Raw genomic sequence first — 22,212 nt, forward strand, 5'->3', positions numbered from 1 at the left:
AAACCGGCCAAGAAAAGTTGATCCCCGGTTTTGTCCCCAGCGCCGCGACAAAGCCTACAGCGGGTCGAATTGTGGACAAGCGGCCATCTGATACAGTCGCTTTCCTACCCAAGGCCGGACCATCCAGCCTTGTCCACAATTGCCCACAGCCTGGACCCATCCCCTGTGAACAAACCTCAGAGCTTCTTCCATTTGCATCTGATCTCGGATGCCACCGGTGAAACCCTGCTGGCGGCCGGCCGCGCGGCGTCCGCGCAATACAAGGACGCGCGCGCCATCGAGCATATCTATCCGCTGATCCGCACCGAGAAGCAGATCGCCAAGGTCTTCGAGGACATCGAGGAGGAGCCCGGCATCATCCTCTATACGGTCGTCGACCAGAAGCTGGCGCGCTCGATCGACGAGCGCTGCGCGGCCATGGGGCTGCCCTGCGTCTCGGTGCTGGAACCGGTGCTTGCCGTCTTCCAGTCCTATCTCGGCACGCCGGCCGGCCGCCGTGTCGGCGCCCAGCACGTGCTCGACGCCGAATATTTCCGCCGCATCGATGCGCTGAACTTCACCATGGAGCATGATGACGGCCAGCTGCCGGCCAATATGGACGATGCCGATATCGTGCTGATCGGCATCTCGCGCACTTCGAAGACGCCGACCTCGATCTATCTCGCCAATCGCGGCATCAAGACCGCCAACATCCCGATCGTGCTCGGCGTGCCGCTGCCCGAAAGCCTGATTGCCGCCAAGACGCCCTTGGTCGTCGGTCTCGTCGCCACGGCTGAGCGCATCTCGCATGTGAGGCAGAACCGCATCCTCGGCAACAGCGCCGCCTTCGTGCCGACCGACTATGTCGACCGCGCCGCCATCAACGAGGAACTCGCCTATGCCCGCCAGCTCTGCACGAAACACGGCTGGCCGATGATCGATGTCAGCCGCCGCTCCATCGAGGAAACGGCCGCGGCCATCGTTGCCCTGCGGGGAAAGACGCGCTAGGGGCAAGCGATAGAAGTGAGCACTCCGTCCAGCACCCCTCATCCGACCGAGCTTCGCTCGGCCACCTTCTCCACAAGGGGAGAAGGGAAGTCCTGCGCCGCCGCAGCAAATCGGCACCTGGTAGTATTTGCAGGACGCCGGCGCCACGCTCCACCTTCTCCCCTTGTGGGAGAAGGTGGAGCGGCGCGACAGCGCCGAGACGGATGAGGGGTGCTGGACGGATCGCAACCGTTGGATGAACCATCATGCCCGAAAAGATCATCCTCGCCTCCGGCAGCCCATTCCGAAAAACCATGCTCGTCAATGCCGGCCTCGACATCGAGGCGGTGCCGGCCGATGTCGACGAGCGCGCGCTCGAGGCTCCGCTGAAGGACAGCGGCGCCTCGCCGGAGGACGTCGCCTCGATCCTGGCCGAGGCCAAGGCGACCGAGGTCAGCGAGCGGAGGCCCGGCGCGCTGGTGCTCGGCTGCGACCAGACCCTGTCGCTGGGCGACGAGATCTTCCACAAGCCCGCCGACATGGAAAGCGCGCGGAGGCATCTCCTGGCTTTGTCCGGCAAGACGCATCAATTGAACAGCGCCGCCGTGCTCTGCCGCGACGGCGCGGTGCTGTGGCGCCATGTCGGCGTCGTGAGCCTCACCATGCGCAAGCTCGATCCCGCCTTCATCGGCCGGCATCTGGCCCGCGTCGGCGCCAAGGCGTTGGGGAGTGTCGGCGCCTATCAGATCGAGGGCGAAGGCATCCAGCTGTTCGAGAAGATCGAGGGCGATTATTTCACCATCGTCGGCCTGCCGCTCCTGGCGGTGCTGAAGGAGCTGCGCGACCTGGGAGCCATCGATGGCTGAGAAACGAGCCTTTGTGACCGGACATCCGATCGCCCATTCGCGCTCGCCGAAGATCCACGGCTATTGGCTCAAGCAATACGGCATCGATGGCAGCTATGAAGCGATCGACGTCGCGCCGGCGGATTTTGCCGCTTTCCTCAAATCTCTCGGGAAGGACGGCTATCGCGGCGGCAATGTCACCATCCCGCACAAGGAGGCGGCGTTCGCCGGCGTCGCCCGCCGCGATCGCGCGGCCGATGAAATCGGCGCCGTCAACACGCTGTGGTTCGAGGATGGTCTCCTCTGGGGCGGCAATACGGACGGTTACGGCTTCGCCGCCAATCTCGATCAATATGCGCCGGGCTGGGCGGTCAATGGCCCGGCCGTGGTTCTGGGCGCCGGCGGCGCCTCCCGCGCGGTCATCCACGCGCTCAAGGAGCGTGACGTCAAGGACATCCGCATCGTCAACCGGACGCTGTCGAGAGCCGAGGAGCTCAGCCGCCACTTCGGCCCCTGCGTTTCGGCGCATGGTGCGGGCGCGGTCGGCGAGCTGCTCGGCGATGCCGGCCTGCTTATCAACACCACGGCGCTCGGCATGCATGGCGATGCGACGCTGTCGGCCGATCCGGGAGGCTTGCCGGACCACGCCATCGTCACCGACATCGTCTATGTGCCGCTGGAGACCCCTTTGCTTGCCGCCGCCAGGGCGCGCGGCCTGAAGACGGTAGACGGTCTCGGCATGCTGCTGCATCAGGCGGTGCCAGGCTTCGAGCGCTGGTTCGGCCGCAAGCCTGATGTCACGCCCGAGCTGCGAAGCATCATCGTCGCCGACATCGAGGGCCATCGATGATCGTGCTCGGCCTCACCGGATCGATCGGCATGGGCAAATCGGCCACGGCGAAAATGTTCGCCGAGGCCGGCGTGCCGGTGCATGATTCGGACGAGACGGTGCATCGCCTTTATTCCGGCAAGGCGGCGCCACTGGTCGAGGCGGCTTTCCCGGGCACGACCGAGGCAGGCGTGGTCGACCGCGTGAAGCTGGCGGGCCAAGTGCTCGCCGATCCGGCCGCGCTGAAGAAGCTCGAGGCGATCATACATCCGCTGGTGCGCGCCGACGCCGATGCTTTTTTGGAAAAACACCGCGCCGCCGGCGCGCCGCTCGCCCTGCTCGACATCCCACTGCTGTTCGAGACCGGCGGCCGCAACCGCGTCGACAAGGTCGTGGTCGTCACCGCCTCGCCCGAAATCCAGCGCGAGCGTGTGCTGGCGAGGCCGGGCATGAGCGAGGAGAAGTTTTTATCGATCCTCGCCAAGCAGGTGCCCGACGCCGAAAAGCGCCGCCAGGCCGATTTCATCATCGACACCGGCCATGGCTTCGAGGCGGCGCGGAAAGCGGTTGGGGCCGTCATCGGCGAATTGACGGGGGATAAGTCCGGTCGGCATGGTTCCTGACGTTAGCTGGCAGCACTCCCCATTGCCATTTTGTTCTGGTTTGTGATTCTGCTCCCAGGAGCGGATTGATTCGAATGCGTGAGATCATCTTCGATACGGAAACCACCGGCCTCGATTTGCGCGAAGACCGCATCATCGAGCTCGGCGGCGTCGAACTGGTCAACCGCTTTCCGACCGGCCGCACCTTCCACAAATTTATCAATCCGCAAGGCCGCGCCATCCATGCCGAGGCGCAGGCCGTGCACGGCATCAGCGCCGCCGATCTGGTCGGCAAGCCGACCTTCGCCGAGATCGTCGATGAATGGCTGGACTTCACCGACGGCGCCAAGCTGATCGCGCACAACGCCACCTTCGACCTCGGCTTCCTCAATCTCGAATACAGCCGGCTCGGCCATCCATCCATCGATCCCGGCCGCATCATCGACACGCTGGCGCTGGCGCGCCGCAAGCACCCGATGGGCCCGAACTCGCTCGACGCGCTCTGCCGGCGCTACGGCATCGACAACACCCGTCGCACCAAGCACGGCGCGCTGCTCGACTCCGAATTGCTGGCCGAGGTCTATATCGAGCTCATCGGCGGCAAGCAGGCGGCGCTGGTTCTGGAAACCGTGGCGGTGCAGATGAATGGCGCAGGCGAGGTGGCCGATATCGACATTTCGATCGGCGCCCGGCCCATCGCCCTGCCGCCGCGCCTCACCGAGGCGGACCGCGCGGCGCATGCCGGGCTGGTTTCGACGCTGGGTGAGAAGGCGCTGTGGCTCAAGGTGGCGGTGGGGTGAGCGGCTAGCCGCGCAGGTAGCGATCCTTCGCGCCCCCCTCTGCCCTGCCGGGCATCTCCCCCACAAGGGGGGAGATCGATGTCACGCCGGCTTTCGTCAATCTCAAACGTTGCAGGATGGCCGGCGCGCCGAAGCTGCTAATCTCCCCCCTTGTGGGGGAGATGGCCGGCAGGCCAGAGGGGGGCGCTGTCCCGCCGGCATCTCCAACAAAAAAGCCCGGCGCGAAGCCGGGCCCTTGATGGCTGTGGCGATGGATCTCAGCTCACCTGAACCTTGCTCGCCGCGGCCTGGTCCTCGGCAATCCTCTGCTGGAACATCTGCGCGAAGTCGATCGGGTCGAGCATCAGCGGCGGGAAGCCGCCATTGCGGGTGGCGTCGGCGATGATCTGGCGGGCGAAGGGGAACAAGAGCCGCGGGCACTCGATGAAGAGCAGCGGCAGCATGTGCTCCTGCGGGAAGCCCGAGATGGCGAAGACGCCGCCATAGACGAGCTCGACATTGAACAGCACTTCCTGGTCGAAGGAAGCCTTGGCGTTCAGCGTCAGGTTGACGTCGAACTGCTTGTCCGAGAGCGGGTTGGCGTTGACGTTGACATTGATGGCGATGCCGGGCGCCTTGTCGCGGCCGCGCAGCGAATTCGGCGCGCCGGGGCTTTCGAAGGAAAGATCCTTCACATATTGCGCAAGCACATTGAGCGAGGGCTGGTTCTGGGTGCCGTTTCCGTTGGCGGCGCCGGTCGCGGCGTCATCGTTGCTGGCCATGAGCCTTGGTCCTTTTGCCTGGGCAGCATTGCTGACCGGATTGAAATCGCGGGTTCGCTACCATGGCCTGCCGGACAAAACAAGTTTGCCGCCTCTGTTCGGCGGCAGGCCTTGCTGCAAGTTTTTCCGTTCATTTGCGTGAATCAGCGCAAACGCCGGGGATTGGTTGAAGCCGCCCTCCCAACCTCGTCATTCTATGGCGGAGCAAGGAGCGAAGCGACGCGGCGCAGACCATAGAAGCCATGCCGTGACTTCGAAGAGTTGCTGCGGTGCAGAATTCTGCTCCGTTGCACGCCTTGGCGAAGGCAACGGCATGGATTCCAGGGTCTTCGCGACGGAGCTTCGCTCCTTGCTCCGCCCTGGAATGACGATCGCTATGGGCGCTTCGGCCAATCTCCAAGACATGCCGCCTGCCAACGCAAACAGAGCCGGCCGGTCAAAATCCTGGATCGGGACTAGTCGTTCTTCAGCCGCCGCCACGGTGAATTGTGGTCCGGCCGGTTCGGATAATCGTCGCGCGAATAGTCGCTGTCGTCGAGATCGATGACGGTGTCGCGCCGGCGGGCCGAAAAGCCGCTCGAGAAGCTGGTTGCCATGACGATGCGGTTCTTGAGCAGGCGCCAGGCGAAGTCGCGCACCGGCGGCAGCAACAGAAGAATGGCGAAGATGTCGGTGATGAAGCCCGGGATGATGAGCAGGATCGCCGCCAGCACGATCATCGCGCCATGCGCGAGCTGGCGGCTGGGATCGCGCCCGGCATCCATCTCCGTGCGCACCCGCGTCATGACGCCGAAACCCTGGTGCCGAAGCAGCAGGCTGCCGGCGACGCTGGACAGGAGCACCAGCCCGACCGTCGCCAAGGCGCCGATTTCGCGGCCGACCACGACGAAGCCGGCGATCTCCAGCAGCGGCAGCAGGAGCAGGAACAACGGGATGAAGGAAATGCGCAAAGTCTCGACCGATCGCTTTCTTCTTTTGCGGCGCCCGCGGACAATCGCCGCTGGCCTTGGCGCCTTTAGATAGGTATGGCTGCCTTTGATTTGAATGATAGCGCCTGCCGTTCTATATGCTTTAGGTGTTGAACGCTATGCGACCGCGGTCCCCGAGGGGTTACGCCGGTCCGGCAAGGACAGGGTTCGAGTTGGCGGAAAATATGGGTTTCTTCGACTTCGGCACGATTTTCTTTTTGATTGCGGCGGTTGTGATCTTTTTCCAGCTGCGCAACGTGCTCGGACGTCGCACCGGGAACGAGCGCCCGCCCTTCGATCCCTACTCCGCCAGCCGCGCGCGCGAGGCCGACGCGGCGCAGAAGCCCGAAAACGTCGTGTCGCTGCCGCGCAAGCGCGCGCCGGGCGAACCCGCGGCTGAGACCTATGCCGAGATCGACGCCTTCGCCAAGCCGGACACCGATCTGAACAAAGGCCTGCGCACGATCAAGGACAACGATGCGTCCTTCGATCCCAAGACCTTCGTCGACGGCGCCAAGATGGCCTATGAGATGATCGTCATGGCCTATGCCGACGGCGACCGCAAGACGCTGAAGAATCTCCTGTCGCGCGAAGTCTATGACGGCTTCGTCGCCGCGATCGGCGAACGCGAGGCGAAGTCGGAGAAGATCCAGTCCTCCTTCGTCGGCATCGACAAGGCCGACATCGTCGCCGCGGAGATGAAGGGCTCGGAAGCGCATATCACGCTGCGCGTCGTCTCCGAGCTGATCTCGGCGACTCGCGACAAGGCCGGCGCCGTCATCGACGGCGATCCGGAGACGGTGGCCGAGGTCAAGGATGTCTGGACCTTCGCCCGCGACACCCGCTCGCGCGACCCGAACTGGAAGCTCGTCGCCACCGAAGAAGAAGACTAGATCCAGGCGGCGGGGCCCCAGTCGTGCCGCTCTCTCCCATTTTCAGCGAAAAATCTTTTGATGACCTGCCGGGCTGGAGCGAGGATGACCATGCTGCGGCCTTTGCCGCGTTCCGCCGCTCCGCCTTCCACGCCCCGGTAAAGCCCTATCGCACCGGATCGCTCGGCGTCGACTTCAACGCCTTTGTCGAGGCCTATGCCGAGGCGCGCGCCGTTTCGGCGCCGAATCGGTCGCAAGCGCGGTCCTTCTTCGAACGGCATTTCGTGCCGATGCTGGTGAGGGGCGAAAACGGCTCGGGTCTCGTCACCGGCTTCTACGAGCCGGAGGTCGAGGCCTCGCCGGTCAGGACCGGGCGGTTCACCGTGCCGTTGCTGTCCCGCCCCGCCGACCTGATCGACATCGACGACGGCAACCGGCCGGCCGGCATGGATGCCTATCTGGCCTTCGCCCGCCGGACGGATGAGGGTCCGGTCGAATATTTCGACCGCGGCGAAATCGAGCGCGGCGCGCTTGCCGGCCAAAACCTCGAAATCGCCTGGCTCGCGGGGAAGGTCGACGCCTTCTTCGTCCATGTGCAGGGCGCGGCGCGTCTGAAGATGACCGACGGCAGGCTCGCCCGCGTCACCTATGCCGCGAAATCGGGCCAGCGCTTCACCGGTCCGGGCAAGATCCTGAGCGAGCTCGGCGAAATCCCGCTGGAAAAGGTGACGATGCAGTCGATCCGCGCCTGGTTCAAGGCGCATCCCGACCGGGTCGACGAGATCCTCTGGCAGAACCGCTCCTACATCTTCTTCCGCGAAGCCGCGGTCGACGATGCGGCGCTCGGGCCGATCGCCGCGGCCAAGGTGCCGCTGACGCCGGGCCGCTCGGTCGCGATCGACCGCCTGCTGCACACTTTCGGCACGCCCTTCTATATCGACGCGCCGACGCTCACCGCCTTCGACCAGAAACCGTTCCGGCGGCTGATGATCGCGCAGGACACCGGCTCGGCCATCACCGGACCGGCCCGCGGCGACCTTTTCGCCGGCTCCGGCGACGCTGCCGGCGAGATCGCCGGCGTGGTCCGCAACGCCGCCGATTTCTATGCGCTGGTGCCGCGCGCGCTTCTCAAAGGAGCGACCCGGTGAGCCGCCGCGACGACCATCTCAGCGACGATGACCGCATCCTGTGGAATCTGGTGGCGCGCTCGGCCCGGCCGCTGAAAGGCAAGACCGCCGTCGAGATTCCCGACATCGTCGAGCCGAAACCGGAGCCGTCGCGACCTGCCGCCAATGGCGTTCCGGCAGCTGCCGTTAAGCCGAAGACGCCGCATGTGGCGCATTCGCTCGACGACCAGACGCTGCACAAGCTGAAGAAAGGCCGCCTGCCGATCGAAGGCCGCGTCGACCTGCACGGCATGACGCAGGACGAGGCCTATTCGCTGCTGCTCACCTTCCTCAACCGCGCGCATGCCGGCGGCATCCGCTATGTGCTGATCATCACCGGCAAGGGGTCGTCCTCGGGCGGCGACGGCATCCTGCGCCGCGCCGTGCCGGCCTGGCTGTCGACGCCGGCCTTCCGCCATCTCGTCTCCAGCCACGATCACGCCGCGCGCAACCATGGCGGCTCGGGCGCGCTCTATGTCCGGCTGCGGCGGATACGCTCATGACACCGTTCGGCGAAAGGCTCAGGGCATTGCGCGCCGAACGCGGCGTCAGCCAGAAGGCGATGGCCGAGGCCATCGGCGTCAGCGCCGCCTATCTTTCGGCGCTCGAGCATGGCCGCCGCGGCGCGCCGACCTGGACGCTGATCCAGAAGATCATCGGCTATTTCAACATCATCTGGGACGATGCCGAGGATCTTGCCCGGCTCGCCGAAAGCTCGCATCCCAGGGTCAGGATCGACACGTCCGGTCTGTCGCCGGCGGCGACCGAGCTGGCCAACCTTCTGGCCGAAAGCATCGAGAAGCTGGACGAGGCGGAGTTGCGCCGCCTCAGCACGTCGATCCGCACGGCACTCGGCCGTCCTCTATAATCCCGGCCTCAGGCGCAAGCGGATCGCGATTGTCCGCAGGCTGGTTCGACTCCATCTGAACTCTTGAGATCAGGGCTTGCCGGCGCCTTTGGTGCTGCCGCCATTGGGGCTGCCCCGGCCGCCATTGTCGTGATCGCCGCCGCGACCGTGCCCGCCGATGCAACTCGCGTCGCCGGCGCCACAGCAATGGCCACTCCACAGATCATTGAGGTTTTTCTGGGCGCAGCTTTTGACGGTCTCGTCCGCCAGGGCCGATCCGGTCAGGGCCGACACCGCGACGGCGGCAAGTAGGATGTTGCGCAGGAAAGCAGTCATTGAGGTCTCCATGGTTGGGYTTGCCATTCACGGCTATGTGTCGCCGGCTGAACGGAATCGGTTCATGGAGCCGCCTGAAAATTTTCGGAGGCGGTTACGGGCTTTTTGTTGTCATCGGCCTTTGCAATGTGCGGCTACGACAGCTCGGTCGTCATTCCAGGGCGGAGCAAGGAGCGAAGCGACGCGCGCAGACCCTGGAATCCATGCCGCTACGCCAACGCTTTGCAACGGTTACAGAATTCTGCACCGTTGCACTCTACGGTAAGGGTCACGGCATGGATACTCGGGTCAAGCCCGAGTATGACGACGTCACGTAGGGATTCGGCCAATCTCCAAGGTTGGCGTCTTCAGCCACGGGGCCTTTTCGCCCCACGTCGAAACCGGCCCGGCATGCGCCGCGCGGTCCGCTTCGCCACCCACCGCGGAGGGAGGTAGAGCGCTCGTGAAGAAAGCAGGGCGCCCAGCTCCGCCTACTGCACCGATCCGACCAGCACCGCCTGGCCGTCGCGGATCGAGACCCAGCGTCCGGTGTTGTCGATCGCCTGGCGCTTGAGGAAGCGGTAGCCGGTCGCGTCCCAGGCTTTGACCTTGTCGGTCAAATTGTCGAGGACGTAGTCGCCCTTGTCGGTGCGCACCGTCAGCACCGAATGGCCTTCGCCATCGGGCTTGCGCACGACGGTGATCAGAAGATCGGCCAGCGACATGCCCAAGCGATAGAGCTGGCGCCGCTTCTCCAGCACGTAGTCCTCGCAATCGCCATAGCCGTCGTCCGGATAGGCCCAGACTTCATCCTTGCCATAGTGATCGAGATCGCTCATCGGCTTGACGGCGGCGTTGACCTTGGCGGTCACGGTGATCAGCCGGCGCCACAAACCATCCGTCATCTTGGCCGGCTCGAGATCGGCCGGATGTATGTTGCATTCGTTCGGACGCGATTTGCAGAAATCATAATGGCCGATCGGCTGCGACGTCAGGCCGCCCGTGGCCATCGCGCCCGCCGCCCAGGCCGGCACCGCCCAGTGCGCAGAGATCGCCAGTCCTGCGACTGCGCACAAACGCAGAATCCGCGTCATCGCTGAGGAAGTCATCGCCCCCGCCCTGTTCTTTATTAACGAAACGTTAAAGGCGATATACAGTCCGTGTCAATTAGAGACGACGGTTCGTTTGACGGCATGGTTACCTGGACGATCCCGTAGCGGCACTTTCGCAACAGAGGCACCGGCGCAACACCAGCGGCCGCCGTCTAGCGGCGGAACGGAAGTCCGCTCCGGCACGGTCCGCCGCAATCAGCTTTTTGCTGAACGGACCAGCTTCGGTTTTGTCGCCACCCGCTGCTGGCGGCCATAGCTGGAAATGAAGTCGACGATGCGCGGCACGATTTCCGAGCGGAAGCGCGAGCCGTTGAAGACGCCGTAATGGCCGACGGCCGGCTGCATGTAGTGCGCGTGTCTGTCGGCCGGGATGTTGACGCAAAGGTCATGCGCGGCCTGGGTCTGGCCGAGGCCGGAAATGTCGTCGTTCTCGCCCTCGATGGTCAGCAGCGCGACGTTGCGGATCGCTTTCGGCTCGACCGGCTCGCCGCGATGCGTCATCTCGCCCTTCGGCAGAGCGTGGCGCACGAACACGGTGTCGACCGTCTGCAGGTAGAACTCCGCCGTCAGGTCCATCACCGCCAGATACTCGTCATAGAAGTCGCGGTGCTTCTCGGCGCTGTCGCCGTCATGCTTCACAAGGTGCATGAAGAAATCCTTGTGGGCGATGATGTGGCGGTCGAGATTCATGCTCATGAAGCCCGAAAGCTGCAGGAAGCCCGGATAGACCTCGCGGCCGAAGCCCGGCACCGGCCACGGCGCCTGCATGATGACATTGTCGCGGAACCAGTCGATGCCCTTCTCCTCGGCCAGGAGATTGACAGCGGTCGGGTTGCGGCGGGTGTCGACCGGGCCGCCCATCAGCGTCATGGTCGAGGGCACGAAAGGATCGCCGCGCTTCTCCATCACCGCCACCGCCGCCAGCACCGGCACCGAAGGCTGGCACACGGCCATCACATGCGTGTCGGGGCCAAGCGTGTGGAACATCTCGATGACATAGTCGATATAGTCGTCGAGATCGAAGCTGCCTTGCGAGACCGGCACCATGCGGGCGTCGACCCAGTCGGTGATGTGCACGTCGGCATGCGGCAGCATCGCCTCGACCRTGCCGCGCAGCAGCGTCGCGTAATGGCCCGACATCGGCGCCACGATCAAAAGCTTCGGGTCGGGCTTGCGGCCGGTGGGCAGCGCGCGCTCGAAACGGATCAGATTGCAGAAGGGCTTCGACCAGACCGTCTTTTCCGTGACGGCGACGCTCTTCCAGTCGACCACGGTCTTGTCCAGGCCGAATTGCGGCTTGCCGTAGCGACGTGTGGTGCGCTCGAAGAGCTCGGCGGTCGCAGCCACCGAGYGGCCGAAGGGGGTGTGGGAAATCGGATTGAGCGGATTGGAGTAGAAGAGCCGCACCGCGTCGGCATAAAGGCGCGCGGGCTGCAGCGCCGCATGGTTCATTTCGTAGAGCTGGTAGAACATCGCGAACCCCGCTGCCGGCCGACGACCAAAGGGACGACGGACAGCGCCGAGCCTTGAATGTCTCCCGGCGAGGTTAACAAGATATTGTTGCGATGCAATACGTCATTTTGTCTGACGAATGCTTCTTTGGTTCAACCTGTTGGAAATCGGGCTTGAGCGGGCGAGCCGGCTCACTGTGCGCTGCCGAAATGTGAAGGATATGTGTCCGGCCCTCATGCCGGACACCGGCCACGATCCGGAACCCTGAGGCTCGCCTTGGATCGTGGTGCGACAAACAGAAGGCTTAGACGCGCGCCATGCAGACGGCGGTGTGGCCGGAACCGATGAAACCCAGCTGGCTGGCGGCGCCGCGGGAGAGATCCAGCATGCGTCCCCTCACGAACGGGCCGCGATCGTTGATGCGAACGACGACGCTGCGGCCGTTGTTCTTGTTGGTGACCCTGAGCTTGGTGCCGAAGGGCAAGGAGCGATGGGCGGCGGTCAGTGCCGAGGGGTTCATGCGTTCCCCTGAGGCGGTTCTGGAATGCAGCGCATACCAGGAAGCGCGGCCGCACTGCGCGGCGGCCGAGGAGGCGGACGATGCGCCTGCCATCAGGCCAGCCGCGATCGTTACCGCGACAAGCGCGGTCCGGTTGGTTTTCTTCATGCTTTGGGGGTGGCTCCGTTGATCGAGTAGCCCCGCCTAAGTGCCGAATGAGGCGGGAAATGCGGCAACCTTCTGGCGGTTCCATGGCGGTGGCACACGTTTGGAGTCGCCGCGAAACAGTTTGTCATGATATTTCTGGAGCCGGAGAGGCGTATTCTTGATGAATATCGGACCGGCATCCGGGACGTTCCGGGCAAGATCGGTCCTCAAGATTTGCAGTACAGGGGAACCGAACTATTTCGATTCCTCAGCGTCTTTTGTTGCGTCCCTGTCGCCGTTCAGGATCGACTTTTGGAGAGGGTCCAGCCGATGCGATTGATCAGGTTTGTGCTGGCGCTGATTATACTGGGGTTGGGCGCGCTGTGGTCGCTGCAGGGCCTTGGCCTTGTCGGCGGCAGCTTCATGACCGGCCAGACGCGATGGCTCTATATCGGCCTCCTCACCATGCTGGTCGGCGTGCTCGGGCTACGCTGGGCGAACCGCTCGCGCATCGGACCTTGCGCGTGTGATTTGGATTGCCGGCCGGCGCCGCGCTCAGCCGCGGCTGAACAGGCGGTCCAGGATGGCGCCTTCGATCTGGGCAAGCTCCGCCGAACCGTGCCGGCGGGGCCGGGCCACCGGCACGGCAAGATCGAGAGCGATCTTGCCGGCGCCGATCACCACGACGCGGTCGGCGAGCGCGACGGCTTCGCCGACATCATGCGTCACCAGCACGGCGGTGAACTTCTGGTCGAGCCATATGCGCTCCAGAAGCTGCTGCATCTCGATGCGGGTCAGCGCGTCCAGCGCGCCGAGCGGCTCGTCCAGCGCCAGGATCTGCGGCTGGCCGACCAGCGCGCGGGCAAGCGCCACGCGCTGCTTTTGACCGCCCGACAGCACCGATGGCCATTCGCCGGCGCGGTCGGCGAGCCCGACCTCGTCCAGCATGGCAAGCGCCCGCTGCCTGGCCTCGGCGCCGCTGGCAATGCCGGTCAGCCCGATCTCGACATTCTTCACCACGCTCATCCAGGGCAGCAAGCGTGGTTCCTGGAACATGAAGCGCGTGCGGCCGTGGCCTTCCTCGTCGGTGCCGAGGGTCAGCGAGCCGCTGCTCGGGCGGTCGAGCCCGGCCAGCAGCCGAAGCAGCGTGCTCTTGCCGCAGCCGCTCTTGCCGATGACGGCCAGGAATTGTCCGGCCCGCACGTCGAGGCTGATGCCGTCGAGCACGATCTTGTCGCCGAAACGTTTCCCCACCTCCTTGAACGCGAAGGCCCGGCGGCCCTCGACCGAGCCGATCGTGCGCGCATGCGCGGGCGTCGCGATGAGGGAACGTGCGGTGAGGGTAGCGGCCGGCATCTTGTTTTCATCCTTTCTGGAAGGCGGGATGCCAGCCGAGCGACAGGCGTTCGAGCAGGCGGGCCAGGCTGTCGGCGAGCTTGCCGAGCAGCGCGTAGATCAGGATCGACAGCACCACGACATCGATCAGAAGGAACTCGCGCGCCTGCATGGCCATGTAGCCGAGGCCGGAACTGGCCGAGATCGTCTCGGCGACGATCAGCGTCAGCCACATGATGCCGAGCGCATAGCGCAGGCCGACGAAGATCGAGGGCAGTGCGCCGGGCAGGATCACGCGGAAGAACAAGGCGCGCCGGTCCAGCCCATAGACCCGGCCCATCTCGACCAGCTGCGGATCGACGCCCTGGATGCCGAGCAGCGTGTTGACATAGATCGGGAAGAACACGCCGAGCGCCACCAGGAAGAGTTTTGCTTCCTCGTCGATGCCGAACCACAATATCACCAGCGGGATCAGCGCCAGATGCGGGATGTTGCGGATCATCTGCAGCGTCGTGTCGGTGAGGCCGCGGCTGAGCTGCGACAATCCGTTGGCGAGGCCGAGCGCGAAGCCGATCGAGCCGCCTATGGCGAAGCCCGACAATGCGCGCAAAGTGGAGACGCCGATGTTGCGGATCAGCTCGCCCGACAAGGTCAGCCGCCAGAAGGCTTCGGCCACCGCGCTCGGCGCCGGCAGCACGTTGGCGGGGATCAGGCCGGCGCGCGAGGCAGCTTCCCAGCCGGCGATGATTGCCGCCGGCAGCAGCCAGCCTGCCGCGCCGTTGCGGGCAAGGCGCACAGCCAGGCTCATGACGCCGCCTGCAGGCGGCCGGCGCCGTGGAAGCCGACCGTGAATTCGTTGGCGATGTCCTTGTGCGCCCGCTGCCGCTGCGTGCCGAGGCCGAGCCGCGGGAACAGGAGCTCGGCGACCCGGTAGGCTTCCTCGAGATGCGGGTAGCCGGAGCCGATGATGGTGTCGATGCCGATCGCCTGGTATTCGCCGATGCGCTCGACGATCTGCTCCGGCGTGCCGACCAGCGCCGTGCCGGCGCCGCCGCGCACCAGGCCGACGCCGGCCCAAAGGTTCGGCGAGACGACCAGCCGGTCGCGCCGGCCGCCATGYAGCTCGGCCATGCGCCGCTGCCCGACCGAATCCATCTCCTTGAGGAAACGCGCCTGCGCGTTCTCGATCTGCGCGTCGGTGACATGGCTGATCAGCCGCTCGGCGGCGCGCCAGGCCTCGTCCTCGGTCTCGCGCACGATGAAATGCAGCCTGATGCCGAAGCGCAGCTTGCGGCCGCGTCGCGCCGCCTTCTCACGTGCCGAGGCGATCTTTGCGGCGACCTGCGCCGGCGGCTCGCCCCAGGTGAGATACATGTCGACGAGGTCGGCGGCGAGCTCCTGGCCGGCGTCGGAGGAGCCGCCGAAATAGAGCGGCGGCCGCTCCTGCAGCGGCAACAGGTCGAGGCGGCCGTTCTCGACGCGGTAATATCTGCCGTCGAAATTCACCCGCTCGCCGGAGACCAGGCCGCGCCAGATGGCGAGGAATTCCTGCGCCTGCGCGTAGCGCTCGTCATGCGGCAGGAACACGCCGTCGCCGGCAAGCTCGGTCGGATTGCCGCCGACCACGACATTGAGCAGCAGGCGTCCGTTGCTCAGCCGGTCGAGCGCCGCGGTCTGCCGCGCCGCGAAGGTCGGCAGCGTCACGCCGGGTCTCAGCGCGACCAGGAATTTCAGCCTTTCGGTCAGCGTCGCGAGGCCCGTGGCGGTGATCCAGGAATCCTCGCAGTTCTGCCCGGTGGGCAACAGCACGCCGGGGAAACCCAGCCTGTCGACCGCCTGCGCGATCTCCTTGAAGTAGCCGAACTCGGGCGGACGCTGCTGCTTCTCGGTGCCGAGGTAGGAACCGTCGCCATGCGTGGGGATGAACCAGAAGAAATCGAGCGGGCTTGGTGATGCGGTCATGGCTGACACCCGGGCAAAGACAGTCGAAAACAAGGGCAGCGCCGGGACGTTCGCCGCCCGGCGCCGTGGAAGGAAATCAGTTGCCAGGCGCGGTCCAGACGGCGTCGGATATCCGCACCGCTTTCGGGATCAGCCCAAGCTTGAAGAAGCGGTCGGCCGTCGCCTGCTGGCCGGCGACGATCTCGTCGGTGATCGGATAGATGCCGAACTTGGTGCGGTTGGCGGCGATCGTCTGCGCGTCGAGAGGCACGCCGGTCACCTCATGCAGCGCCTCGGCCACCTTGTCGCGGTTCTGGTCGGCCCATTTGGCCGCGTCGCCGAGCGCGCCGATCGTCGTCGAGACGAAATCCGGATGCGCCTTGGCGAAATCCTTGTTGGCGAGGAAATAGGTGTTGACCTTGAGCACGTCGCTGGAGCGGGCAAGCACGCGCGGCTGATAGCGGGTCTCGGCGATGGCGAAGAACGGATCCCATACCGCCCAGGCGTCGATCTGGTCGCTGGCGAAGGCGGCGGCCGCGTCGGCCGGGCTGAGATAGACCGGCGTGACCTGGTCGAACGCGATGCCGGTTTTTTCCAGCGCCGCGACCAGCAGGTTATGCGCGCTGGTGCCCTTGCCGACGCCGATGCGCTTGCCCTTGAGATCGGCCAGCGACTGGATCGGCGAGGCCGGCTTGACGAAGATCGCCTCGCCGTCGCCATTCGACGGCAGCGCCGCCGCATAGACGATGTTGGCGCCGGCCGACTGGCCGAAGATCGGCGGCGCGTCGCCGGTCCAGCCGACATCGATGGCGCCGACATTCAAGGCTTCCACCAGCGGCGGGCCGGCGGTGAACTCGACCCATTTCACCGTGACGCCCTTGTCGGCCAGCGCCTTTTCGATGATCTGCTGCTGCCTGGCGATCACCGGCAGGCCGGTCTTCTGGTAGCCGATGTTGAAGGCCTTGAGCTCTTGCGCCGCGGCGCCCAAGGACGTCGTCCCAAAGGATGCGGCAAAGGCCGCCGCTGCCAGCAGGCCGYCGCCAAAAGCGCGTCTCGTCAGATTGAACATGACCCTCTCCTTCGATGGCCGGGGCTGCCGGGCCGTTGGGAATGAGGTCAGGCTAGGTAAATCTATAAAGTTAGTAGAGGAACGATCTTGCGAGTTCGGCAAGTTTGATGGAATTATTTTCTGCGCGCAGCCTCCTTTCATCATCCACGGTCGGAGCAAGGAGCGAAGCGACGCGCGTAGACCCGAGGATCCATGCCGTGACTTCGAGGCGCCGTGGCGGTGCAGGCATTTGCACTGCTGCGCCAGCGGTTGCATCTCTTTTTTGGACCGCAGCAATCTTCGGCGGGTGTAACGGAATGGATTCTAGGGTCTGCGCGCGATGACGACCCGCTCACTGCGACCAGTACTGCCAGGCCCAGTAGAAACTCTCGTCGCGCGGCGGCAGGCGATCGCGTTCGCCTGCAAACGACACTGGGGTCGGCGATTTCGCTTCGTCCTGCGGCGGCCGGTCGTCTCTTCGCTCCTTGTCGCTCGGCGGCAGACGCAACAGCCAAGCGCCGACATGCGCAAACAGCACCGCGGTGGAATGGGTCACAAGTCCTACTCCTTCGCTTTCGTTCATTCCCGCCCCGCCCAGGGAACCAGCACGCGCTCGATCCGGCGGATGATGAATTCGAGGGCAAAGGCGATGATCGCAATCACCAGGATGCCCATCACCACCACGTCGGTGACCAGGAACTGCGCCGCCGACTGGATCATGAAGCCGAGCCCACGCGTCGCCGCCACCAGCTCGGCCGCCACCAGCGTCGACCAGCCGGCGCCGAGCGCGATGCGCAGGCCGGTGAGGATCGACGGCAGCGCGCTGGGCAGGACCACATGACGGATGACTTGCGCGCGCGTTGCGCCGAGCGAGCGCGCCGCGTCGACGCGCTCGCGTGACACGCCGCGCACCCCGGCGGCCGTCGACAGCGCCACCGGCGCCAGCATGGCGATGGCGATCACCAGGATCTTCGACGGCTCGCCTATGCCGAACCAGATGATGATCAGCGGCAGATAGGCGAGCGGCGGGATCGGCCGCAGGAACTCGAGCAGCGGATCGAACACGCCGCGCCCGATCCGGCTGATGCCGATGGCGAGGCCGACCGGGACGCCGACGAGGATGGCCGCGATCAGCGCGGCGAACACGCGCCAGAGCGACGCGAGGATGTGCTGGAGCAGCGTCGCGTCGACGAACCCATCGCGGGCGACGACGACGAACTTGGCCCAGACCGCGGCGGGCGAGGGCAGGAAGACCGGCGATACCAGCTGCAGCGAAGCCGCCACCGTCCAGGCGGCCAGCAGCACGAGGATGGTGATCGCGCTGATCAGCCGGGCCGAAACCGCCCGCCTCGGCTTTGGCCGCGGCCGCGACCATGGCACGGAGAAACCGTCTTTCTCGCCAGATTTCGCAGCTGGACGTTCGCTATAGGCGCTGACGCTCATGCCGCCTCTCCTTCGAAGATCGCGTCGGTCAGCTCCGCGCGGGCCGCGGCGAAGGCGGGATCCGCCTTGATCGCGCGGATCGGCTCGCCGGCCGCGTAACGGCGGCCGAAATGCGTTTCGAATGTCCGCACCACATGGCCGGGCCCCGGCGCCAGCACGACGATGCGGGTGGCGAGCACCAGCGCTTCCTCGATGCCGTGCGTCACCATCAGCACGCCGACATGGGCGGCGGCCCACAGATCGAGCAGCGTCGTCTGCATGCGCTCGCGCGTCAGCGCGTCGAGCGCGCCGAGCGGCTCGTCGAGCAGAAGGAATTCGGGTTCGGCGGCGAGCGCCCGGGCAAGGCCGACGCGCTGGCGCATGCCGCCGGAAAGCTCCCAGATATGCTTGTCGCCGGCGTCTCCGAGCTTGACCAGCGACAGCAATTCGTCGGCGCGCCGCGCCCTTTTGTCGGCCGGCACGCCGCGCAGCCTGAGCGCGAAGGCGACGTTTTCCCGCGCCGTCAGCCAAGGGAACAAAGCATCGTTCTGGAACACCACGGCGCGGTCGGATCCGGGTCCGGTGATCGGCCGGCCACCCACCGCGGCCAGGCCGCCTACGGGCTCGACCAGGCCGGCGGCGACGTTGAGCAGCGAGGTCTTGCCGCAGCCGGACCGGCCGACCAGCACGACGAAATCGCCTTTCGCAATGTCGAGCGAGACACGCTCGATCGCCGGCGCCGGCTGGCCGTCATAATGGACACTGACCTTGTCGAGGGTGAGATGCGTCATTCGGGCCTCTACTGGATCAGGGCGTTGTATCCTGGGGCCCGCCCCGAAGCCGCGCCTCGTAAGCGGCTTCGGGACAGGCAAGCGCAAGGCCAAGGGAAGAAGGCGCCGCGCTTCCGAACAATCCCCGGAAAGGCGGTCATCCTTCCGGGAATTGCATGGAGAAAGCTCAGTTCGAGGCGAGCGCCTCGCTGGCGTATTTGGCCGTCACATATTTCGAATAGTCGGGCAGCACCGCGTCGACCTTGCCCTGCTCCTTGAGGAAGGCGGATGTCGCCGCGACGGCCTTGACGGTGGCGCCGCCGAGGAACTTGTCCGAGGCCTGCTCCTCGAGCGACGGGAAGACATAGCCCTTGAGCAGCTCCGGCACCTCTTCCAGCTTGGCGCCGGTGAGCTTGGCGATCTTGCCCGCTTCCGGCGAGGACACCGACCAGGCCTCCGGCTTGGCGAGGAACTGCGCATAGGCCTCGCCGGTCACCTTGACGAAGTCGCGGACGGCCTCGGGATGCTTTTCGGCAAAATCGGTGCGCACGATCCAGGCGTCGAAGGTCGGCGCGCCCCAGGCGGCCACCTGCGAGGAGTCCAGCACCACCTTGCCGGTGGTCTTGACTTGGCCGAGCGCCGGATCCCAGACATAGGCCGCGTCGATGTCGCCGCGCGCGAAGGCGGYGGCGATCTCCGGCGGCCTGAGGTTGAGGATCTCGACCGACTTCGGGTCGACGCCTTCATGCTTCAGCGCCGCGAGCAGGCTGTAATGCGTGGTCGAGACGAACGGCACGGCGACCTTCTTGCCGGCGAGGTCGGCGACCTTCTCGATGCCGGCGCCGTTGCGGGCGACCAGCGCTTCCGACGGACCGATCAGGCCGACGACGAAGATGGTCTCAATCGGCAATTCGCGGCTGGCGGCCGCGGCCAGCGGGCTCGAGCCGACATAGCCGATATCGACCGAGCCGGAAGCGATCGCGGCGATGACGTCGGCGCCCGAATCGAACTTGCGCCAGTCGATCGCCGCCTTGGTCGCCTTTTCATAGGCGCCGTCGGCCTGCGGCACTTTCGAGGGCTCGACCACCGTCTGGTAGCCGATGGTGATCTTGAGGTCCTCGGCGCTGGCCGGGCCGAGCAGGGCGGCGGCCGTAAGCGCCGCCGACGAGAAAAGCAGAACGCGTCGTGAAAGGATTGACATTGAAAGGCTCCATAAACCCCGAAAAACTGGGCTGCCTTTCTATCGTCCGTTAATTCTATCGGGTTTGTAGAGTTAAATCCTTCCAACGAAGCGCGCTTTGTTGGAAAAGTGTCGCCGGGTACCGGCGGCGGAAGCGCAAAAGGACGGTCGCGGAGAGGGTTTGGTGTGCCGCGCCTTCGTCATCCTAGGGCGAAGCGAAGCGGAGACCCTAGGATCCATGCCATTACATCCATGATAGGTAGCACGGTGCAGAATAAAGACCGGGCACAACAGCAGATAGTTTTGCGCCGTGGCATCGCCTGGATGTCACGGCATGGATTCCAGGGTCTGCGCGCGTCGCTTCGCTCCTTGCTCCGCCCTGGAATGACGACCGAAAGGGATGGCGTAGCCAATCGCCAAGGGTGATCGGTCCAGCGAACGAAAATTCTCCTGTCACCCCGTCTCGGCAAATCCATGCTTCAAAGGGCAGGTGAATTGAAAAGCCGGTTTCGTGCCTGGCTCGCTTAGTATAGTAATCTTATCAACATTGGGAGTGAGAGAACGATGCGCGACCTTCTGAAGACCGTTCCGGCGATCGTTCGTGGCTTGCGGCCGGGGCCGCCCGCGGCGCTGGTCGCGCGCTGACCGCTCCGTTACGTTTCGGCTCGCAAATCATGGTTGGACGCGCCAATTCCATCATCATTGTCGGCGGCGGCGCCAGCGGCGTCGTGCTGGCCGCGCATCTGCTCAAATCACCCAATCCGGACCTGCGCGTCACGCTCATCGAGAAGCGGCCGCATTTCGGCCAGGGCATGGCCTATTCGACGCTGCTTTCGGCGCATGTGCTCAACGTCAACGCCTCCGGCATGAGCGCCTATGCCGACGACCCCACCCATTTCGCGCGCTGGGTGCTGGAGCGCGGCTTCGCCAAGCCGGACCAGGGACCGTTCTACGCGCCGCGCAGCCTCTATGCGCGCTACCTGAAGGAGCTGCTCGACGATCTGGTGGAACGAGAGCGCGAGACCGGCCGGTTGCGGCTGATTGCCGAGGAGAGCCTGTCGATCTCGCCGACGCCGGCCGGCGTCGAGGTGGCGCTTGCCAACGGCACCAGCGTCGTGGCGCATCTCGCCGTTCTGGCCACCGGCCATGACGAGCAGCCCGGCGCCTTCCAGGGCCATGCGATCCGCATGGGAACGGAGGCCGACACCGCGCTCGATCCTGAGGCCGCCGTCCTGCTGCTCGGCACGGGCCTGAGCATGGTCGACGCCTTCCTGTCGCTGGAACAGCGCGGCCATCGCGGCGCCATCGTCGCGGTCTCGCGGCGCGGCCTGCTGCCGTCGCCGCACCGCAAGGGCAATCCGATCAAGCTCGATATCGCCGATATTCCGCTCGGCACTGAGCTTTCCTACTTCGTCGCCTGGTTCCGCAACCTGATCCGCGAGACCCAGAAGGCCGGCGGCGACTGGCGCGACGTCGTCGACGGTTTGCGACCCTTCAACCAGACGATCTGGCAGAACTGGCCGTCCTCGGCCAAGCGCCGCTTCGTCGAGCATACCAAGGCCTGGTGGGACATCCACCGCCACCGCATGGCGCCGGAAGTCTACGCGCGCGTCACCGAAGCGGTCAGGTCGGGCCGCATCCGCCTCGTCGCCGGCAGGGTTGTGAATATCGCGGCGAACGGCAGCTTCGTCGTAAAAATCCAGCCGCGCGGCACGCAGGATATCGAGACCCTGGAGGTCGCCCGCCTCTATGATTGCATGGGCATTGCCCGCGACATTTCGAGGACCTCGAACGGCGTCGTGCGTTCGCTGATCGAACGCGGCCTGGCGCGGCCCGATCCGCTGCGTCTCGGCCTCGACGTCACGGCGAAATGCGAGCTGATCGCCGCCGACGGCACGGTGTCGTCGAAGCTGCTCGCCGTCGGGCCGCTGACGCGCGGCACCTTCTTCGAGATCGACGCCATCCCGGATATACGCGTGCAAAGCGCGAAGCTGAGCAGGCAGCTGCTGGGGTGAAATTTCTGCCGAGGTAGGCGCTCTACGGCGCCCCCCTCTGGCCTGCCGGCCATCTCCCCCACAAGTGGGGAGATTGGCTGTCGCCGCGGCTTTCGCCAATCGCCAATATTGCAGAAAAGGCGCTACGGGCGGAGCTGCTGATCTCCCCCCAAGTGGGGGAGATGTCCGGCAGGACAGAGGGGGGCGCTGTCCCGCCGGCCTTCAAACGGGAGAGGCGATAGAGCCCTCTCCGCGAAATTCCATTCCTCGACTCGCCGCTGGATTGGCACGATCTATCTTCTTTCCGAAGGCAAAGGGCTGGAAAAGACACCTCGCGCGAA

The 22,212-nt window shown here is 65.4% G+C and carries 24 protein-coding genes; 10 read left to right on the plus strand and 14 right to left on the minus strand.

Annotated features, from left to right (window positions below):
* Window positions 1-165 precede the first annotated feature (165 nt).
* From LCM4577_RS00360 to dnaQ, 5 genes are all read left to right on the plus strand, one after another.
* Window positions 166-987, plus strand: coding sequence for a pyruvate, water dikinase regulatory protein (locus LCM4577_RS00360; RefSeq protein ID WP_071068963.1), 822 nt, complete (start codon window positions 166-168; stop codon window positions 985-987).
* A 245-nt stretch (window positions 988-1,232) separates the two neighbouring features.
* Window positions 1,233-1,832, plus strand: a complete 600-nt coding sequence (locus tag LCM4577_RS00365) for a Maf-like protein (protein ID WP_071068966.1) — start codon at window positions 1,233-1,235, stop codon at window positions 1,830-1,832.
* Window positions 1,825-2,661: a shikimate dehydrogenase gene (locus tag LCM4577_RS00370; RefSeq protein WP_071068968.1), complete on the plus strand. Its 837-nt coding sequence runs from the start codon at window positions 1,825-1,827 to the stop codon at window positions 2,659-2,661. The genes LCM4577_RS00365 and LCM4577_RS00370 overlap by 8 nt, the downstream gene beginning before the upstream one ends.
* Window positions 2,658-3,263, plus strand: a complete 606-nt coding sequence (gene coaE, locus LCM4577_RS00375) for a dephospho-CoA kinase (RefSeq protein WP_071068970.1) — start codon at window positions 2,658-2,660, stop codon at window positions 3,261-3,263. The genes LCM4577_RS00370 and coaE overlap by 4 nt, the downstream gene beginning before the upstream one ends.
* A gap of 74 nt (window positions 3,264-3,337) precedes the next feature.
* Window positions 3,338-4,042, plus strand: coding sequence for a DNA polymerase III subunit epsilon (gene dnaQ, locus LCM4577_RS00380; protein ID WP_071068972.1), 705 nt, complete (start codon window positions 3,338-3,340; stop codon window positions 4,040-4,042).
* 257 nt (window positions 4,043-4,299) lie between these two features.
* On the opposite strand, the gene secB is transcribed toward dnaQ, so the two are convergent.
* Complete coding sequence (gene secB / locus LCM4577_RS00385; protein WP_040986315.1) at window positions 4,300-4,803, minus strand: protein-export chaperone SecB; 504 nt, start codon at window positions 4,801-4,803, stop codon at window positions 4,300-4,302.
* A 455-nt stretch (window positions 4,804-5,258) separates the two neighbouring features.
* Complete coding sequence (locus LCM4577_RS00390) at window positions 5,259-5,753, minus strand: FxsA family protein (RefSeq protein ID WP_071068974.1); 495 nt, start codon at window positions 5,751-5,753, stop codon at window positions 5,259-5,261.
* A gap of 203 nt (window positions 5,754-5,956) precedes the next feature.
* Between LCM4577_RS00390 and LCM4577_RS00395 the strand changes: the two genes are divergently transcribed.
* The 4 genes from LCM4577_RS00395 to LCM4577_RS00410 are packed head-to-tail and all read left to right on the plus strand — an operon-like array spanning window position 5,957 to window position 8,677.
* On the plus strand, window positions 5,957-6,664 hold the full coding sequence (locus tag LCM4577_RS00395; protein ID WP_071068976.1) for a Tim44/TimA family putative adaptor protein: 708 nt from the start codon (window positions 5,957-5,959) through the stop codon (window positions 6,662-6,664).
* 23 nt (window positions 6,665-6,687) lie between these two features.
* The gene (locus LCM4577_RS00400; protein WP_071068978.1) at window positions 6,688-7,791 is read left to right on the plus strand and encodes a murein transglycosylase A; all 1,104 of its coding nucleotides are present in this window, start codon (window positions 6,688-6,690) and stop codon (window positions 7,789-7,791) included.
* The gene (locus LCM4577_RS00405; protein ID WP_041010011.1) at window positions 7,788-8,312 is read left to right on the plus strand and encodes a Smr/MutS family protein; all 525 of its coding nucleotides are present in this window, start codon (window positions 7,788-7,790) and stop codon (window positions 8,310-8,312) included. The genes LCM4577_RS00400 and LCM4577_RS00405 overlap by 4 nt, the downstream gene beginning before the upstream one ends.
* Window positions 8,309-8,677, plus strand: coding sequence for a helix-turn-helix domain-containing protein (locus tag LCM4577_RS00410; RefSeq protein WP_041010012.1), 369 nt, complete (start codon window positions 8,309-8,311; stop codon window positions 8,675-8,677). Before LCM4577_RS00405 ends, LCM4577_RS00410 begins: the two co-directional genes overlap by 4 nt.
* A 69-nt stretch (window positions 8,678-8,746) precedes the next feature.
* Here the strand turns inward: LCM4577_RS00410 and LCM4577_RS00415 are convergent, their stop codons facing one another.
* The 12 genes from LCM4577_RS00415 to tauA all read right to left on the minus strand — a co-directional run bounded on the left by LCM4577_RS00415 (window position 8,747) and on the right by tauA (window position 19,898).
* Entirely contained in the window at window positions 8,747-8,992 is a 246-nt protein-coding gene (locus LCM4577_RS00415; protein WP_041010129.1) for a hypothetical protein, read from the minus strand.
* A 470-nt stretch (window positions 8,993-9,462) separates the two neighbouring features.
* Complete coding sequence (locus LCM4577_RS00420) at window positions 9,463-10,080, minus strand: transglutaminase-like cysteine peptidase (RefSeq protein ID WP_071068981.1); 618 nt, start codon at window positions 10,078-10,080, stop codon at window positions 9,463-9,465.
* A 198-nt stretch (window positions 10,081-10,278) separates the two neighbouring features.
* Window positions 10,279-11,556: a polyhydroxyalkanoate depolymerase gene (locus LCM4577_RS00425; protein WP_071068983.1), complete on the minus strand. Its 1,278-nt coding sequence runs from the start codon at window positions 11,554-11,556 to the stop codon at window positions 10,279-10,281.
* A gap of 283 nt (window positions 11,557-11,839) precedes the next feature.
* A complete protein-coding gene (locus tag LCM4577_RS00430; RefSeq protein WP_040986334.1) occupies window positions 11,840-12,202 on the minus strand; it encodes a septal ring lytic transglycosylase RlpA family protein in 363 nt (120 codons plus the stop codon).
* A gap of 534 nt (window positions 12,203-12,736) precedes the next feature.
* Window positions 12,737-13,537: an ATP-binding cassette domain-containing protein gene (locus LCM4577_RS00435; protein WP_041012358.1), complete on the minus strand. Its 801-nt coding sequence runs from the start codon at window positions 13,535-13,537 to the stop codon at window positions 12,737-12,739.
* 7 nt (window positions 13,538-13,544) lie between these two features.
* Window positions 13,545-14,324, minus strand: coding sequence for an ABC transporter permease subunit (locus tag LCM4577_RS00440; protein WP_071068985.1), 780 nt, complete (start codon window positions 14,322-14,324; stop codon window positions 13,545-13,547).
* Complete coding sequence (gene ssuD, locus LCM4577_RS00445; protein ID WP_041012356.1) at window positions 14,321-15,478, minus strand: FMNH2-dependent alkanesulfonate monooxygenase; 1,158 nt, start codon at window positions 15,476-15,478, stop codon at window positions 14,321-14,323. Before ssuD ends, LCM4577_RS00440 begins: the two co-directional genes overlap by 4 nt.
* 76 nt (window positions 15,479-15,554) lie before the next feature.
* Window positions 15,555-16,526 carry a sulfonate ABC transporter substrate-binding protein gene (locus LCM4577_RS00450; RefSeq protein ID WP_071068987.1) on the minus strand — a complete coding sequence of 324 codons (972 nt, stop codon included), beginning with the start codon at window positions 16,524-16,526 and terminating at the stop codon, window positions 15,555-15,557.
* A 331-nt stretch (window positions 16,527-16,857) separates the two neighbouring features.
* Window positions 16,858-17,061, minus strand: coding sequence for a hypothetical protein (locus LCM4577_RS00455; protein WP_041012523.1), 204 nt, complete (start codon window positions 17,059-17,061; stop codon window positions 16,858-16,860).
* 23 nt (window positions 17,062-17,084) lie between these two features.
* Window positions 17,085-17,948: an ABC transporter permease subunit gene (locus LCM4577_RS00460; protein WP_071068989.1), complete on the minus strand. Its 864-nt coding sequence runs from the start codon at window positions 17,946-17,948 to the stop codon at window positions 17,085-17,087.
* Window positions 17,945-18,718: a taurine ABC transporter ATP-binding protein gene (locus LCM4577_RS00465; protein ID WP_071068990.1), complete on the minus strand. Its 774-nt coding sequence runs from the start codon at window positions 18,716-18,718 to the stop codon at window positions 17,945-17,947. The genes LCM4577_RS00460 and LCM4577_RS00465 overlap by 4 nt, the downstream gene beginning before the upstream one ends.
* Window positions 18,719-18,884: 166 nt before the next feature.
* Window positions 18,885-19,898, minus strand: coding sequence for a taurine ABC transporter substrate-binding protein (tauA, locus tag LCM4577_RS00470; protein ID WP_071068992.1), 1,014 nt, complete (start codon window positions 19,896-19,898; stop codon window positions 18,885-18,887).
* Window positions 19,899-20,551: 653 nt separating this feature from the next.
* Here tauA and LCM4577_RS00475 point away from each other — a divergent pair.
* Entirely contained in the window at window positions 20,552-21,892 is a 1,341-nt protein-coding gene (locus LCM4577_RS00475; RefSeq protein ID WP_071068994.1) for an FAD/NAD(P)-binding protein, read from the plus strand.
* The last annotated feature ends 320 nt before the right edge of the window (window positions 21,893-22,212 follow it).

It is taken from the genome of Mesorhizobium sp. LCM 4577 (assembly GCF_001854795.2).
Classification (GTDB): Bacteria; Pseudomonadota; Alphaproteobacteria; order Rhizobiales; family Rhizobiaceae; genus Mesorhizobium; species Mesorhizobium plurifarium.